The 18159-nt window shown below is 37.9% G+C and carries 9 protein-coding genes; 3 read left to right on the plus strand and 6 right to left on the minus strand.

The window, feature by feature from the left end:
* Positions 1-2077 (plus strand): peptidylprolyl isomerase (locus ACJAT0_RS09185; RefSeq protein WP_415181411.1); only part of this gene is annotated, 2077 nt, incomplete at its 5' end.
* Positions 2078-2307: 230 nt separating this feature from the next.
* Here the strand turns inward: ACJAT0_RS09185 and ACJAT0_RS09190 are convergent.
* The 5 genes from ACJAT0_RS09190 to ACJAT0_RS09210 form a co-directional block, all read right to left on the minus strand.
* On the minus strand, positions 2308-2643 hold the full coding sequence (locus ACJAT0_RS09190; RefSeq protein ID WP_415181412.1) for a hypothetical protein: 336 nt from the start codon (positions 2641-2643) through the stop codon (positions 2308-2310).
* 33 nt (positions 2644-2676) lie between these two features.
* Positions 2677-3594 carry a GYDIA family GHMP kinase gene (locus tag ACJAT0_RS09195; protein ID WP_415181413.1) on the minus strand — a complete coding sequence of 306 codons (918 nt, stop codon included), beginning with the start codon at positions 3592-3594 and terminating at the stop codon, positions 2677-2679.
* Positions 3595-3615: 21 nt separating this feature from the next.
* On the minus strand, positions 3616-4569 hold the full coding sequence (locus ACJAT0_RS09200; RefSeq protein WP_415181414.1) for a carbon-nitrogen hydrolase family protein: 954 nt from the start codon (positions 4567-4569) through the stop codon (positions 3616-3618).
* Complete coding sequence (locus tag ACJAT0_RS09205) at positions 4569-5429, minus strand: geranylgeranylglycerol-phosphate geranylgeranyltransferase (RefSeq protein WP_415181415.1); 861 nt, start codon at positions 5427-5429, stop codon at positions 4569-4571. The genes ACJAT0_RS09200 and ACJAT0_RS09205 overlap by 1 nt, the downstream gene beginning before the upstream one ends.
* 450 nt (positions 5430-5879) lie before the next feature.
* Positions 5880-12470: an MG2 domain-containing protein gene (locus ACJAT0_RS09210; RefSeq protein WP_415181416.1), complete on the minus strand. Its 6591-nt coding sequence runs from the start codon at positions 12468-12470 to the stop codon at positions 5880-5882.
* Between the two features lie 120 nt (positions 12471-12590).
* On the opposite strand from ACJAT0_RS09210, the gene ACJAT0_RS09215 reads away from it, so the two are divergent.
* Positions 12591-13346, plus strand: coding sequence for a tetratricopeptide repeat protein (locus ACJAT0_RS09215; RefSeq protein WP_415181417.1), 756 nt, complete (start codon positions 12591-12593; stop codon positions 13344-13346).
* 68 nt (positions 13347-13414) lie between these two features.
* Positions 13415-14770, plus strand: coding sequence for a UDP-N-acetylmuramate--L-alanine ligase (locus tag ACJAT0_RS09220; RefSeq protein WP_415181418.1), 1356 nt, complete (start codon positions 13415-13417; stop codon positions 14768-14770).
* 78 nt (positions 14771-14848) lie between these two features.
* Here the strand turns inward: ACJAT0_RS09220 and ACJAT0_RS09225 are convergent, their stop codons facing one another.
* Positions 14849-17788, minus strand: a complete 2940-nt coding sequence (locus tag ACJAT0_RS09225; RefSeq protein WP_415181419.1) for a S8 family serine peptidase — start codon at positions 17786-17788, stop codon at positions 14849-14851.
* Between the last annotated feature and the right edge of the window lie 371 nt (positions 17789-18159).

Here is an 18159-nt window from a genome sequence, read left to right on the forward strand (position 1 = left end):
TCAAGGAGTTATTCTGATTTTAGTAATTGCACTAGCATTATTTGCATTTATTATTCAAGGCGTTCTCACCTCAAGTGGACAGAAACAATCTGACGCAGTAGGTTATGTAGGCGATACTGAAATTAACCGGGAAAGTTTTGCGAGAAAAGTAGAGAATGCTTCTCAAAATGGAGGCGCTAACGTTTCTCAACTACAAGCAGTAAATTCAGTGTGGGATCAGGAAGTAAGAAACGCTGTACTAGGGGAACAAATTAAAGCTGCTGGCATCAACGTAACTGATGAAAAGGTAACAGAATTAGTTAAAGCAAATTATAAAAGCAACCCGCAATTCCAAAATGAAGACGGTTCTTTTTCTGAAGCTGAATTCAAAAAGTTTGTAGATGGTATCGACGCTACTTTATGGAACGATTTTGTTTTAAGTATTGCGACAAATGCAAAGCAAGAACAATTTTTTAATTTATTAAAATCTGGACTTATCGCTACAAATGCAGATGGTGAAATGGAATACAGAATGGAAAATGACAACCGCTCTTTTTCTTTTGTGAATATCCCTTACACTTCTATTGCAGACAGTCTAGCAGACGTTTCTAAATCAGAAATTAACGCTTATGTAACCAAACATAAAGATCGGTTTAAAGTTGCTGCACAACGCGACATAGAATTTGCTCTATTTGAAGACAAAGCTTCACCGATAGATAAAAGTGACCTTAAAGCAGACTTAAATAAATTACTTACCACACAAACCCAGCGTAATTTAAATACGAATAAAGATTATAGTATTCCGGCTATTACAGCAGCGACAGACCTTGCTTCCTACGTGGCACAAAATAGTGACCTTCCTTATGATGGCCGCTATTTAATGGTTTCTAACCTACCCGCGGCTGCAAAAGCAATTACCACTGTAGAAAAAGGAAAGACCTTTGGGCCTTATGAAGATGGAGAGTTTATGAAACTCTCTCTAGTAGAAGATAAAAAGGTAATAAACGATAGCGTGCAGAACAGGCACATCTTAATAGCTTATGCAGGTGCTCAAAGAGCCGATGCTGCTATCACTAGAAATAAAGAAGTAGCAAAGAAAACCGCAGACAGCATATTTAACATCATAGGACAAAACAAAGAAACCTTTGACTCTAAGTTTGAATACTTCAAAGAAAATAAGGAGATAGCAAATGGTCAAGATATAGGTTGGGTCATATATTCTGGAAATGCTAAAAACTACGCCCCAGGCTTTACAAAATTCTTGTACGAAAATGATAAAGGTACCGTAGGTATAACAGAGTCTGCATTTGGTTACCACATTATCAGAATAGACGATGTTACTGCGGCAAAGGACGCTATCAAACTAGCAACAGTTGCTAAAAAAGTCCTTGCTTCTAAACAAACTGGAAAAGAATTATTTACCAAAACGGTAAAGTTTCAAAAAGCTGTAAAAACAGGAGATTTCATTGCCCTTGCTAAAGAAAATGGAGTAGCTGCAACTCCTGTGAAAAACTTAAAACCACTTGATGAAACCTTGCCAACCATAGGCCAAAATAGAAATATTGTTCAATGGGCATTTGCAGAGGAGCGCTCTACAGGTGATATCGAACGCTTTGAAACTTCCAAAGGTTATGTGATCGTAAAACTCAATAAAAAGAGTGAGGCAGGAAGTATGTCTAGTGAAGAGGCTAGTGCAAAAGTGACCCCTATCTTGAGGAAAGAAAAGAAAGCACAATTAATAATGGGTAGAATCATTTCAAAAGATATAGTTGAAATCTCAAAAAATCAAAGACAACCTAGTAGAAATGCGTCCTCAGTTAACCGAAAAAACCCCACATTACCTGGTGTAGGTGAGGAACCGTTTGTAGTAGGAACAGCGTTTGGTCTTGCGCAAGGAGCTACTTCTAAACCTATCGCTGGAGAAAACGGGGTGTTCGTTCTAAAGGTAATAGCTATTGAAACTGCTCCAGACTTACAAAATTATACCTTTAATGCAAATACGATCGCTACACAATCAGCAAATCAATCTACTACAAAGCTCGTAGAGGCATTGAAAAAAGCAGTAGAAATAGAAGACAATAGATCTGTATTTTATTAAGAAGTCACTTTTATCATATCAAAACGCCACTCCACGAGTGGCGTTTTTTTGTTTTAATAAGTGGCTATTTTAAGCTTGTATGCAATGCTAATTTGTTACAAACGCCATTGTTATTTCGAACAGCTGCATCTCCACATCATCTTTATTGTCTGAAATATACTCAAAACACGCTATTCTACTCCATAGTATTAAAAATATCCATTAACTACATCAGTACTCCTCATCGCTTTCTACCTCAAAGTCTTCAACTTCTCAGGCGTGCCTCTTATCAAAACATCAAACAAACTATAATCAACAAAAATCAACGAGATAGTAGTGTTTTGAATATCTCCTGCTTTGGCATAATAAAAGTCAAAACCTAAGGCGCCAATAGTAGTTTCTGGAACTTCGTACCCTTCGGGAATATTGATTTCTCCTTGCGCGTTAGAATAAACAATATTTTTCTCGCCAAATCGCTCAGGAATATGAACCAATGGCTTTTTAGTATCAGCATTAATAATTATAAAGTGGACTTGCGCAAAAGAACATGACGCAGCAAATAAAAGGAACGCAATGAGTCGTTTCATAAATTATCATTTAATAACCAAGAAACGAAATATTTATGTCTTGAGTGCCACTTCATCCCATTCTAGAATCTCATTATAACCTTTATCCTTGAAATAATCACGAGCATCGACACCTCCTGTCGCCATGACAAAGTCACCGCCCCAACCACCCAAGGATTTAATGGATCCTTCATAATCTTCGAAGAGTTGTTTCTTTATAGGTAAGAGGCCTATTAAACTAGAGATGATCTCTTCGTGCCTGTCGATATATTTATTAAATTCAGAAACGTTATTAGAAGCACTGATAAAACCTTGCGGCATATTCGTCAACTCTTCTCTCAAATCATCCGTTAAAAGTTCTCGATTAAATTGAGCGATAGAATCACGACTGTCTTGTTTGCGATTAAGGTACACAAAGAAAATACACTCCTTAATAGCTGGATCAAATGTCACCTCTTCTACAACAGGATCTGCATTGTTGTAGGAATAAACAAGAGACTTACTTGCCCTGGCGCAAGCTATGTCGTAACCACTACCTCCAAAACATTTGAATTGCAACTGATAAGGATTACACCCCAACCATTGAGAAATTAAGGAAATCAAAGTAGAACTAGTTCCCATTCCAGAATGACGATCAAAATCCAGTGTCATCACTGCATCAAAACCTCGTAAAGAATTATTTGAAGAAAGCTGTAAGGCTGTATTTAAAATTTTGCTTAACTTCAGACTGATAGGATTGGAACAATTGATACTATCTGAACACAAATCAGGTACATTAGTAGCTAATTGATACCATAGATCACCATTCTTATTATAACTTTTCCAAGTAATAACTTGATCATCTCGATCACTAATTTCTAGATATTGATTCAGTTTTAAAGGCATCGCAAGAGCAGGAACATTATTCAATACCGCATATTCTCCAGTAATTAAAAATTTGCCCTGTGCCTTAAATTTCTTTTTATCGTTCAAGAGGATCTTCCTTTTAACTTCTTAATCATTTGTAAATTTTACGGTACTCTGTCGTTCTCTATTCACATGTAATTGAGTAACGTCTGGACGGGAATAATGTCCTACTGGATCAAAATTTTGACGCTCTTCGAGCACTTTATTGAAATCCAAAGTTGCGTATATAATTTCTTCTTTCCCTATTTGTGGTGGTACAATCCATTCTCCATCCGGCCCTGCAATAGCACTTCCTCCGTTTGCAAGAACAGCTGGAGTATTTTTTAATAACTCCTCTAAATATGGAGTTCCCGGCGGGAAGTCTTCTTTAAACATCGTGCAGGAGACCGAAAGCACATAACAACGTCCTTCTCGAGCTATAAATCTAGTAATATCCTTGGTATTATGATCACTTCCAGGCCAGCAAGCCACATGTAGATTAGTGCCTTGAGCATACATAGCGGCACGCGGTAAAGGCATCCAGTTCTCCCAACAGTTGAGACCGCTAACGGTAAAATCTTTCAGTTTATGGGTGACCAAACCATTTCCATCACCTGGCGACCAGGTCAATCGCTCCTCATAAGTAGGCTGTAATTTTCTATGTACGCTTTGAATAATTCCACCTTGATCGATATACACCATACTCGCATAAAGGCTATGTCCGCCGCGATCTTCAGGTCTTTCTATGATTCCTAGATAGATGGATATGTGTTCCGCTTTCGCGAAAGCGCAAACAACATCCAGCTCCCCTTTTTCTATACAAACTGCATTCAGAGCATAATGCCTGTGCAATTCTTTCACCTCTTTTTTATTCCAAGATGCACCATCCATAAGAGCCAGCCAAAACGGATAGCCAGGAAGCAATCCTTCTCCAAAAACAACCAACTCTGCCTTTTCATTTACCGCTTCTTCTAGCGTAGATAAAATTTTTTCTAACGTGGTCTTTTTATCCAACCACACCGGGGAGATTTGAGCTAGTGCCACTTTAATTTTTGAATCCATTAAGTAAATAGTGTTTGAAATCGGTCTAAAATAGTTGGTAAATCTATCAATAAAATTGAAAAGACTCCTGCACCAATGATTATTTTAAGTATAAAGTGAATCAATAAATACTCTCGCTTGCGCCTAGAAGACCAGATCAAAGGCAAACAAACTAACAAGGCTCCTGTGATCAATGTAAAGTAGTAATGCATGTACCCTAGCTCAAAATAACCAACAAGAACAGCGATAGGAACAATGGTAAGAAAAGTAAGAAATGTATAAAACTGCTTACTCACCTTCTCTCCTAGTACCACAGGAATAGTTCTGTAATTTTGAGCCAAATCTCCTCTTAAATTTTCTAAATCTTTAACCAACTCTCGCATCCCTAGAATCAAGAATAAAAAACCTCCATGAACCAATATCACAGCATAAAAGTTTTTATAATACATAAAAAGCACAAAAAAAGGAGTCACAGCTAGCAATGCTGCCATCAAATTCCCTAGAAACAAAATACGCTTGAGCTTGTGAGAATAAAACCACATCGCAAAAATATACAACGCAAAAAATAGTCCAGCACGCCAAGAAACAATACTGCCCAAAATAAAAGCAACTGCATTTACAACAAAATAAACCGACCATAAAGTAGAGCGACGTACCTGATTCTCCAATAGAGTTTTTTGCGGTCTGTTGATCAAATCCTTTTCTCGATCATAAAAGTTATTAATGATATAGCCACCGGCAATGGCAGCACTGCTGGCTAGAATAATAAGCCATAGTTTATAGTCTAATAAAATAGACGTTACTGAGAGACCTGGTGCCATTATAAAAACCGCTGCGAGAAATTGAGCAATAGCTACGATAATGACGTTATATAAACGCACACTTGAGAAGAGGCTTAATGACTTTAATAAAAGTGTCTTTAATCCTCTCTGCCTATTAAATTGATATGAATGCTCTGCTCTCACATAGCTAATTTAAGACATCAAAATTACAAACGCCAAAAATTAAGAAATGCTTGTGCTCTAGTCGTTTGATTTATAGGTGTCACTTAGAAGATAGGTTGGTATTAAAAGGCTTAGGAGAATTATAAAACTTGTAGCACATTTCCTCAAATTATAAAATTGATTAAAAAAAATCAATCCTTAGTTAAAAGGTAATGTTTCCATAAACACCGCTACCCATCATTGCTGATTTTATCCCAGCTATAGCTGAGAGAAATTTGTCCTCGCCTATCCAAACGAGGAGCTTTTACTCTTAAGGTATACTTACAAATATTTTATCAGCTCTCGATCTGGGTTCTGGCCCAACTAAACGAGTGACTTTTATAAATTCTACTTTTCAATTCGAACTCGTTCCCCAGCACTGTGACTGGAAAATTCTGGAGCATACATACTTTCTAAGCTTGTGATACCATTGGAGAAATGTCCTGCGTTATTGGCTCTTACTTCATATTCAAAAACGTAAGTTCCTTTTGTAATCTTATCAAAGAAAAAGTGCGTTGCGATATCTTTGGTGCTCTGATAGTACCCCAATCCATCTTGCCATTTGTATTCTGACAGTACCTCCACCGGTTCAAAACCGCTGGCACGCATGTCTTTTAGGTGTACAAAATCCATATCGGCGGTGCTTCTTATTTCTATTCTTATGGTGATGAGATCGCCTATTTCTAATGCGTCTTCTTTAGTGATTTCTTTTAATTCTTCCCCAGAGTTATTACTGACCTTTTTGAATAACTTCTTTTTTACCGATAAGGGTCCGTTATCATCAACGGTAATTTTATCCAGATCTTCAAAATACTGCCAGTACAAACCTCCATAACCGGTGACTTCTCCTTTGTTTTTCACCTCTACTCTAGCGTGCTCCTTTGTGATCTCATTTTTATCCAAAGAGATTTTAAAATAACCCGTTCCCGCTTCTTTTGTAACGGCAGCCATTTTTTCTTTTGGCAAGGCTTTTCCTGCCCATGTGATTTTATTTTTTACAGCAACATCTGTCCAGTTTCCGTTTTGAAGCAATAATGCATACGTGGCATCAGCGGTAGCTTTTGTGGATTTCCATTGAGTGGTTCTTTTATTTTTAAGCAACCATACTTGCAATTCCTCCACGGTTTTAGCGTCTTTCTCGATTTCAGAAAATGCCTCGATCGCCAGTGCTTGCGTTTCTATATCGCTGCTGTACCAATACCAAGAATTGTTATTTTCTTTCCAGTACATACCGTTTTCTTTGTTCCTAACCGCAATTTGTCGCAAACCTTCTAGAATATTGGAGGCTGATTTTGATTCGCCATTTCTGTGCAATGATAGTGCCATCAACAATTGTGTGTATAAAGGTTGAGAGGCAAATTCTTTTTCCGCTTTCGCGAAAGCTACCTTTCTACCATTTTCCAATACCTTTTGCATCTTCTGATCGACAACCGACTTCTCAAAGCTGCGTGCATACTGATAGTGCCAGTAACTCGCACCAAAATTGAATTTCTTCAAACTCTTTTGATTCTTAAGGCAGTCATTAAAACGCTTTGCCCAAGCGCGATCTACCGCTGCAATAGCGTTGGTATAGATGCGATCGGTCTGTGGGCGGTCTTTATCATTCACTCCTAATTTGTTAAGATGACCTATTCCAGCAGCGATATGTCTGGTGATGTATTCATTCATTCTTCCACCGCTGAACCAAGGAAAACCTCCAGAAGCCATTTGCTTCTCTTCTAATTTGGCTAGTGTTTTCTTTTTCTCACGAGCCGTCTTTTCTAAATCAAAAAGAGTGGCCAGTCGCTGCTGTTTTTGGGCTTCTGTTTGTGCATCTCGCAACCATGGTGTATGAGCCAGAATAATCGATTTCAACTCTTCGTTTTGTTCCAACTTGCTTTTATTCGTTCCATTTGCTGCCCAACTATCAAAGACTTCCTTAACCTCTGGACTGCTCTTCAAAATGTGCGCTACCACCGCGTTGGCATAATACCTAGAAAAAACCTGCTCGGCACAATTGTGCTCGTATTCCATAAGGTATGGTAATGACTTGATCGCATACCAGCTCGGGTTAGACGTGTATTCAAAGGTCATTTGATGATTCTCTAGTGTCGTTGAAGTATTGTTTTCTAGCTTATCCATCACTAGCGTTTCGGTCTCGCCAGCGCGAACCCAAAGCGATCTGGATTCTGTGACCAGCATTCTATTGGTCAACACAGGTAAGGTGTTTTCTTCTCCGTCAGAGAAAGCGCCTGCTTTTGCGATCACTCTATACGTAACCGCTTGCGTTCCCACTGGAATAACAAACGTCCAATTCACAGAAGCATTGCCGCCTTTTGCTGCGGTAAAGTTTTGTAAAGCCTTGGTGTTTTGCAATTCTTGATCTATGGGTTGCATGGTTAGGGCATCAAATAGTTTTAAAGTGGCAATTCCTTCCATGTTGCTATCGCTTAGATTGGCAATTTTGGTAGAAAATCTAATCGTGTCGGTTTCTCTTAAGAATCGCGGTGCGTTAGGGACAAGACTCAACTCTTTTTGAGTCACAACCCGTTTTTCTAGATAAGCTGTCTCGGCTTGTTTGTTATGAGCAAACAATCTTAATTTCCATTGAGTCAACATCTCTGGCGAGGTAAAGAAGAATTTCAAATTTCCTTCTTGATCTGTTTGTAACTCTGGCAAGAAAAAAGCAGTTTCTTTTAAGTCTTTTCTGATCTGGACGTTGTTCCATGCCATTTCTTGAAGAACCAAGTCGTTTGCACTAACTCCTTCTTTTGTGGAGATGATAATGACTCCATTTGCAGCTCGATTTCCATAAATGCTTGTGGCGTTTGCTCCTGTTAAGGTGGCTATTTCTTTGATGGCAGATGGATCAAGAGCATTAAACGTTGCTTCATGCACTGGAATGCCGTCAATAATATACAATGGCTGGGGATTTCCATTTAAAGAACTAGCGCCTCTGATAATGACCTCTGCACTTGCTCCAGGCTCTCCATCTGCATAAGAAACTTCTAATCCAGAAACACGACCTTGAAGAATCCCGCCGATGCTATCTTTAGGACTCCATGACTCAGAATCATCGCTAATTGCAGAGAAGGAAACACTAGACATGAGCCTTGCCTTATTGCTATAGCCCATAACTATCACTGTGTCTAAACTATTAGAATTTAAACTTACATGGATAACCTGCTGACTCCCTACTACTAATTCTTGTGTTTCATATCCCGCATATGAAAAAACTAAGACCTCTTCTGGATGTGCCTTTATTTGATACAAACCATCAAAATTTGTGGTAGCAAAGACACTTGTACCTTTTACCGATATAGTCACGCCGATTACCTCATCACCATCAGGACCCAAAACTCTTCCAACTATATAACCCTTGATTTTATCTACTGGAGCATATCTTTTAGCAAGTTCTCTTTTATATCTGGTATATTGGTATTGATTTGCATTGAATGAAAGACCAAAATAGGTCAACCTTGGATACCCCATTTCTGGATTAAAGGTTGCTGCTGGTCGCAAGTAATTGGTATTATTAAACGTTTTAAGTCGGGTCAACTCATTAAAAAAGTCTGGTTCAAAATTTCTTTGATTCCTATAAAAACTAAATCCATTCCAAGAAGCTGTAGTGAACTCATCCAGACTTTTATCGTACATACTGGCCAGCACCTCAGCATTCATGGCGGTATTATCTTGATCTTTTATGGTAAACGACCATTCTTCTTCCATTCCTGGATAGAGTTTATCTCTAAAGGTGTTGGTGGTAATTTGGTAATTGCTTGCTGCTGCTTTTTCTATTCCTGCGCTGAATTGATGGCTTACGTACTCATTTTCAATTTGAACGGCATATCTAAATTCTATCTTTTGTCCATTAGCTTCTTTAAGGTTGAATTTCTTAGTGGTTTTTCCTTTTGATAAAAAGAGCGTCTTCTCTTCCATAATCTCTTTTTCATCATAAGTCAATAGTTGCATGTAAACGCCATCCATAGCAGTAAAGAAATCTACTACGGCAAAGTCACCTTCTATTTTGTGATGATGAGAAACAATCACAGGATTTACAGATCGATTTTTATTTGCCCACACCTCTTTTTTTACTCTCTCTTCTACATAATCTTCTTCTTTATCCAAGCTTTTTTCTTTTCCTATTTCTATAGCTTTTATATAGATCACATAGTTGCCATTATCCCAGTTTTTAGTAATCGGGATCTCAATAGCGGTTAATGAATCTGTAGTCGTGCGTTTCTTAAAAATTATAGGTGCGTCTTTCCATTCTCCAGCTTGCTCGCTGGGTCGTAAATCTGTATAGGGATACCGCTGTCTGTAATTCACATCGTTGAGTTCTTGAAATTCGGCTTGTGGTAATCCCGAACTGATCACTACATGATCTGGTTGTTGGAGCTGTCTTATTTGTAGTTCTATGGTGGCGTTGATGGCTTTTCCATTTAAGTTTTTAGCCACCACTTTTACCTTGTTATTCTCCACACTTAATATGGCTGGACTGATGACACTTAATTCTAGTGCTTGTTGACCAACTCTTACGGAAGTAGAGGCCGTTCGTGTTTCTCCATTCAAATCAGTGATTTCTACTTCAATTTGATACGAATAAATAGGATGCACATCTTTTCCTGCTAGGATAGAATCTGCTACGGCTTTGAACTTGATCTCAAATTCTCCTTGATTATCAGTTTTAAAATCGCCTTCCAGTTCGTTACTATCCAAAATGATTTGCGCTCTAAAATTATACCCAGAGTATTTCCACCAAGGCAATCTTGCAGATCTAGTTACTTTATAATGCACCTCTGCACCTGTGATATTGGAACCTAGTAAGGCTTTTGCATGAACAGTGACTGCAACAATATCATTGATTTTATAAGTCGCTTCTACTTCTTTAAAGTCGGCTTTAAAACTCGGACGTTTATACTCTTCTACTTTAAAACTAAACTCGCCGGATTCAAAATCGCCCACAACATCCCAAAAGTCAGAATCTTTTGCTGTATCGATCTCCATGGTAAATGCTCCAGTCAGCACTTCTTTAGGAAGTGTGAATTCCCCATGAAAGCTACCGTATTCATTAGTCGTAGACTTTGTGCTAAATACCTCTTCACCATTGGCATCTTCCACGATTACTTCAAATTCTTCTCCAACAACCACATTAGAGAGATCACCTTTTTTTGAAACGGCAATCCCTTTGTAGTAAACCGTCTGCCCTGGCCGGTATATAGCGCGATCTAGATAGAGAAAAGTTTTTACATTCAATTCTTCTTTGATATCATCAATGCGTGTGTCGTAATGATAGATATTTTCAATTAAAACATCATCGGTTAAATTTGCTTTCAACCTTATATTTCGTTCGTCATGATAGGGTAAGATAAATTTGCCTTCTTTATTAGTCCTGCCCGCTGTTTTAAACCATGCATTATTTATAGAAAGTTCAATTTCCACATTCTCCAAGGGTTTTCCAGATTTCCTATCCAGTATTTGAATTTCAACAGCTCTTTTAAAAAGACTCATTTGAGAAACTGTCATATAACTTCCTGAGATGCTTTTTGAATCTTCTTGATTTGTTTCTAGGATCACTAAATAAGTTCCTGCTGCGAGCCCTTTTGCATCGTATTCATAAGTGTGTGAGTAGGTGTCTTTTGAAGACCTCAATTTGAATTCTTTATAAAATGCTATACGGTTTTCTTTTTGGGCATTTTTAAGCGCTGCACGATAAAGGGAATCGCGGTACCCTTTATTGCGATTGTGATCAAAAGGAACTTTTATAAAACTCATAGCAGCATTGTCTACATTTTGATAAGAAACCACACCGCGATGTGGCTTATTAGGAATTATTAAATCCTGAAGTTGCACACTTAATGAGGGTTTATAAATAGCAGAAAGTAAAGCGGCACATTTTGATGAACCATAAGAATCTGGAAATTTATCGATGGCTTCTTTTGCCATCTCAATGGCTTGGTCTCTTGCTGCTTGTCTTGTTTTTACCTCTAAACTATTACTGCGATCATAATAATATTGTGCTAGTTGATGACTTACCAGCGTGCTTAGTGCTTGGTCTTTATACTGTTCTAATAATCGCTCTTGAAAAGCGGTATAATTAGGAAGATGACCTGACGAACCCAAAATTCCTCGCTCATATTCCAATCGTTCCAAAACTACAGTCACATAAGGAGCCTCATTTTTTTGCGACAAGTGCCATTCTTCCAACGAAGCGTAGAGTTGAAGGACATCATATTTAGAATAAACCGTATCGCCAGCTGGTCTTTTTAGCTTTTTAAGTTCTTGAGTGGGCAGGAACGCATTTTTTGATGTGATGGTATAAGACTCTTTAGGAGCAGTAAGACTATTGTATCCTGTTTTAAAAAAGCCCAAAGCTTCCCTAGCGAGTAGATCCAATAGTGTAGGACGCAATTCTCTACCCAAAGGTCTGTCATACAGTATTGCTGAGAAATCAGACACTAAAAGCTTGCCTAGCTTATTTCTGTCTTTTAAGGACAGTTGGTACTGCTCTGAAATCTTTGCGTAGAAGGTCTTTGCATCCCAAGTAAGGAAATCTTTTTGATCCATAACGCCGCCTGAAGTGCGGTTTTGTATTTGCCAGCGGTTTTGATCGACATAATCATTGAGCAACTTTGCATAAACAGAATGGTAGATATTCTTATTCGGAAATTTTGCTTTAGAGATAAGCGCTTCTAATTCGTTGAGTACCTTTTGCTGTGCATTTTCTTCCTTGATCAAATCAAACTTTGCACGGAAGATGAATGTTTTTACCAACTGGTCGTGGTCCTTTTTCCTTTTGGCATGACGGTAAATCTTTTCGACTATTTCTTTTGCGTCTTTTATTTTATTTTCCAGCTCTAACTTTTCTGCTTCTTGCCATTTCTCTGTGTAGAAATCTTGCGCTGACGTCAGGTGACCACCTAACAGTATAATTAATACTATGAAAAGATAATTTTTCATGACTCCTCTAGTTTGTAATAAAGGTACGTTGATTCTTATCTTTGTAAAAAGGGAAATGAGTAAAACCACCTTTTTATTGAGAGAAAGTACTTTTGGTTTACTTTTTGATATTTTTACCAAATGAAGAAGATTTTAATTACCTTATTATTTCTAATAGGCCCTATTGCTTATGGCCAGTCCGCTTTCGCGAAAGCGGAACAATTATACAGAGCAGACAACTATGAGAAAGCACTTGTTTCCTTTACCAAATTATACGATCAGGACGGTGATAATTTAGGGGTTATAGAACGTTTGGGAGACATTGCTGGTCATAAAAAAGACTTTAAAACCGCGATGAAATATTACCAATTATTGGTAGAAAAAAAACCGAAAGATGCACATTACAACTTCAAATACGGAGGCGCGATGGGGCTTTATGCCAAAAGCTCTTCAAAATTAAAAGCCTTAGGCATGCTGGATGATATCAAGGGATACCTTAAGAAAGCGGCAAAATTAGACCCCAATCATATAGAATCAAGACATGCTTTATCGCAATTATACTGCGAATTACCCGGTATAGTGGGTGGTTCTATTAAACAAAGCCGCTTTTATGCAAATGAGTTGTTAAAGATATCTCCAGTAGACGGATATCTCGCCCATGGCCTTATTAATGAATATAAGGAAGAATATGAAAAAGCAGTAATTTCCTATACTAAAGCCATTGAAACTGGCGGCTCATTACTTACTTATCGCAAGCTGGCCACTGTTTATGAAAACAAACTGAAAGATGATAAAAAAGCGCTACAAACTCTCAAACGAGCTCAAATAAAACACAAGGACAGACAGCTCACCGCAGATATTGCTGGCTTAGAAATACGTGTTCAGATGAATGAATAAGCATAATTAATCACTAGCTTTATCCTTTATACCATTTGAATTTACCGGTAACAACAAAAACTAATTTTATGCGCGTACACTTTATCGCGATAGGCGGCAGCGCCATGCACAATCTTGCTCTTGCTTTACATCACAAAGGTGACCAAGTAACCGGCAGTGATGATTCCCTTTTTGAACCTAGTAAATCTAGACTTGATACCTACGGTTTGCTTCCTGAAGAACTGGGTTGGTTTACGAATAAGATCACTCCAAATCTAGATGCTGTACTACTTGGTATGCATGCAAAAGAGGATAATCCAGAACTTTTAAAAGCCCAAGAGCTGGGCTTAAAAATCTATTCTTATCCAGAATACCTTTACAACCAATCTAAAAATAAAACACGAGTAGTCATAGGAGGTTCTCATGGAAAAACCACCATTACTTCCATGATTCTTCATGTCATGCATTATCATGATAAAGAAGTGGATTATATGGTGGGCGCGCAACTAGAAGGTTTTGAGACTATGGTACATCTTACAGATGACAATGAGTTTATAGTTCTTGAAGGGGACGAATATCTTTCTAGCCCTATAGACCGAAGACCTAAATTTCATTTGTACCAGCCTAATATCGCCTTGATCTCAGGAATTGCCTGGGATCACATCAATGTTTTTCCTACTCGGGAGAATTATTTAAATCAGTTTGAAGTCTTTTTAGAGCTTATGAAAAACGGTAGTATTCTCGTTTATAATGAGGATGATCCTGCTGTTAAGCTGCTCGCTGAAGCTGCTACAAAACCTACCCGAAAACATGCTTACACGGTTCCAAAACATCAAATTATAGAGGGTACTACTTATTTAGATACTCCAGAAGGGGACATGCCTATTGAGATTTTCGGCAAACACAACTTGAGCAACCTTGCCGGTGCCAAATGGATGTGCCAACATATGGGAATCGATGAAGATGATTTTTATGAAGCTATCGCAACTTTTAAAGGAGCTTCAAAACGTCTTGAAAAAATAACAGAAAGTAAAACGTCTGTTATCTACAAAGATTTTGCTCATTCACCCAGCAAAGTTTCTGCAACAACGGCTGCGGTAGCAGCACAATATAAAGAGCGCAAGATTATCGCGTGCCTTGAATTACACACGTATTCCAGTTTGAATCCAAAATTTCTAGCCGAGTATAAAAACGCTCTCGATCCAGCAGATATAGCTGTAGTTTTTTACAGCCCAGATGCCGTTGAGATTAAAAAGTTAGCTCCTGTTTCTAAAGAACAGATTCTAGAAGCCTTTGATCGAGATGATCTTATAGTCATGACAGATCCTACAGCTTTTAAAGAATGGCTTCTAAAGCAATCCTTAGATCACAGTACTTTATTATTGATGAGCAGTGGAACTTATGGCGGTCTTGATTTTGAAGAGGTAAAGAAATTAGTGAACTAATTTCAACTTAATCTAGCAAACAAAAAAAAATGCGATCCGTTGGATCGCATTTTTTATTCACTCTGGACTCTTAATACTCTACTTGTTAATAATGATCTTTTTAACTGTTCGAGAAGCTCCTTGCTGTATCTGCAACAAATACAAACCGTTAGTTAAATTCTGAACATCTATAGTTTGATTTAATCTAGAAGCATTTTGGGCTTTTTTAATAAATACTACGCGACCGTTAAGATCAAGAACACTAATTACAACATTATCACTATAAGTATCATTTAGGCTTTCTATGGTAAACTGTCCCGAAGATGGGTTGGGATACACAGAAAAGTCTAGTTCTTCTACATCTTCATTGCTTGCAGTAGTAGTGGGCTCCTCACAAAAAATTATCTTCCAATTGTTAAGAGTTCCAAGATCTGTAGGTCCTTCATCAGTAACTGTTAATATCCAGTCACCGTTAATGGTGTCTCCAATAAACACGGACAAATCTCCTACAGGAGCAACCGATCCAAAATACCCTGCTTGACCAGGAGTTACATTACACACAAATGATGCTGCAGAATCTTCAAAAGTAACGTCTAAGTCGGGTGTAGCGCATCCATTAGAAGTTTTAAGCTGGGTAGACGTTCCATTTGGAGAAGTGAGATAAATTACTAAGTCTCCTGAATATTCGTGAACACTTCTTACATAAACAGAAAGGTTACCTACAATAGGGTTGTTGGGCTCATTAATTGTGATGGTACTTTGAATACCGGTAGTTGTATTATCAGGAATGCTTATCGGTGTAGGAACGGCAGCATTAATCTCGTCACATGAAAAAGTTGTGAAAGAACGAGTTGCAAAAGATCCTTGTCCACAATCATTAATTGCTTTTACTCTCCAATAATACGTGAAAGAAGGATTAATAAAAGATGGGTTAAGAGGATAAGAGGAACTGCTAACGATTTCATCTACTAAAGTCCTACCGAAAGACGGATTTACACTTATCTGTATCTGATAGCTTTGAGCATTGAGGCCATCATCCCAGTCTAGTAGAGCTTGAGTGCTAACCCTAGAGATTTGATCTGATGGGAACACTAAATTCGGAGCCGTAAGGTTTGCACTTATGATTCTTAAATTAAGTATAATACTTCGTTGCTCCGAGGATGAATTAGCATTTACTGTTATTGAATAAGTTCCATCTACCGCGGCGTTTAAATTACTCATATCAAGAGTTACATTACCGCTGCTGGTAAAGTTTGTATTAGATAATACAGCGCTTATACCACTTGGTAAATTTACTAAAGAGAGCGTCACCGGGTCACTAAATCCAGACCTGGCTAAATATTCCAGAGGAAAAGAAACCGACTGATCATTACAACTTTCAATTGTATTTTGCGATGTGGTGATAGCAAAGTTATTTCCCTCTCCCGAAACAATTAAACTAAATGCTTGTTCCCCATTTACTAGAGCTCCTTTATGAGTAATTGTTATGGTATAAGTTCCTGAAGCATTGGCCACATCAACCCGTTCAAAATTATCTACCGTATTATCGCCAGTTCCATTAGTCGTGGCTCCGGTTAATTTCCAAGGTTCAAAAGAAGTTCCATTTTGAGTGATTCTAAGGTCTAAATCATTAACTAAAGCGGGAGTTGCGTCATTTGCTCCACCCGTATTTATATTACCTGGAACATCAGTCCAAGATATAGAAGCAAGTAATTCTGAAATGTTATCTGACTCTATTGTTAGGCTGTATGATTGACCGTCCTGAAGAACAGCCTCAATAATTCTTGAATTTAATTTGTCCCCCGTAATCACATTTGCTGCCGCCATAGTATTCATTAATCCCCAGCCAGCAGTCACATCTGGACCAGCTACACCAAAATCGTCTGCAGTGTGAAGAGTAAGACCTTTCAAAGTAGCGGCTCTCATAAAACCACTGTTTTTTTGATTGTAGTATTGTTGCAGTAATAGCATGGAACCAGCAACATTAGGTGCAGACATCGATGTGCCACTTATGCTACCATATGCATCATTTGCTGAATCGAAAGTACTAAACAATCCAGATCCATTTCCGGAAATATCTGGTTTGATTCTTAAATCATCACTTGGCCCTTGACTACTAAAAGAACTTGAAACTACAAAGTTTAAACTTCCGTCAGCGTTGATATTTGCATCATTAGCACTTGCGACTGTCATAATATTTTTACTCACCTTATCGCCTGTCAATTTATCAAAACCAGGAGCAAATGGCGTTCCGTTTGCATTAGCACCATCATTACCCGCTGAATAAACTGGCAAATAATAAGGTGCATTATAGGCTATTTGATCTATGATTCTAGCCGACTCAGTATACTTACCTATAAATTCTGGTGCATTAGAAAAAGAACTAATACGTATACCATACGAATGATTTGAGATCAGGGCTCCAGTTGCTCCAGCCGCGGCCATTTCAGCCGCATCATTAGAAGCAGTATAGGCAACTGCATTTGCCTGCGGCGCCATTCCTTTTGCTCTAGGATCAACACCAGATGCAACTATAGTCCCAATCACGTGGTTTGCGTGGAAACTACTACTATTCAAAGGGGAAACTCCATCTCCACTCGTTACTCTATTAGCAGTACCAGCTGTATACTCTTGGTGGCTAATTCTTGCTGGACCAATTTCCCAAACATGAGCCGTCATTCCTTGTCCTTGTATATTTAATCCTAATGATCCACCATTATGCAGCCTATCAGTTCTTGTACTAATTGCTGCGTCCACATTATCAAGGCTGTAGTAGATAGGAATTCCATTATCAGTTATTCTCATCAATTGGTCAAAGGAACCGTCCTCATTCTCCCTGAAGATTGGAATGTTATTTGATTCAGAATATTCTAAAACATTTTTTTGATCTTTAATATACTTAGCATTTAAATCTACGATAAGTTGTTGAAGCTCTAATTGATTATTAGATTTAATAATTTGCGCTACTTCAACGGCTGTTTGACCAGTCATGAATAGCGCACTAAAAAAAAAGCCTACAAGAGTTATTTTAATTTTCATTATGAGAGTTTAATTTGAGAAATGCTAAAATATGGAATCATTGCCTTTTAAACATCGGTAAATCTAGTTTGTTATATACAGAATGGATGTTAATGCGTTAAACTTTTATTAAAACACCACCGTGCCTACTGATATAGTTAACCAAAGAATCAGATTTCTAGCATTTTTTTAAGCTTTTAATAAAAAGTAGTTCATAAAAGACTCAATTAATTACAATTTCTAAAAAACTTTAACCAATTCAATGAATTACTTTTGCACTTTCCCACACAAAAGAACATACAACATGAGTAACATCACCGCAAAAAGTGCCTTAATTTCTGTATTCAGCAAAGAAGGTCTCGCTCCTATCGTTAAAAAAATGAACGACCTAG

The organism is Nonlabens sp., assembly GCF_047636915.1.
Classification (GTDB): Bacteria; Bacteroidota; Bacteroidia; order Flavobacteriales; family Flavobacteriaceae; genus Nonlabens.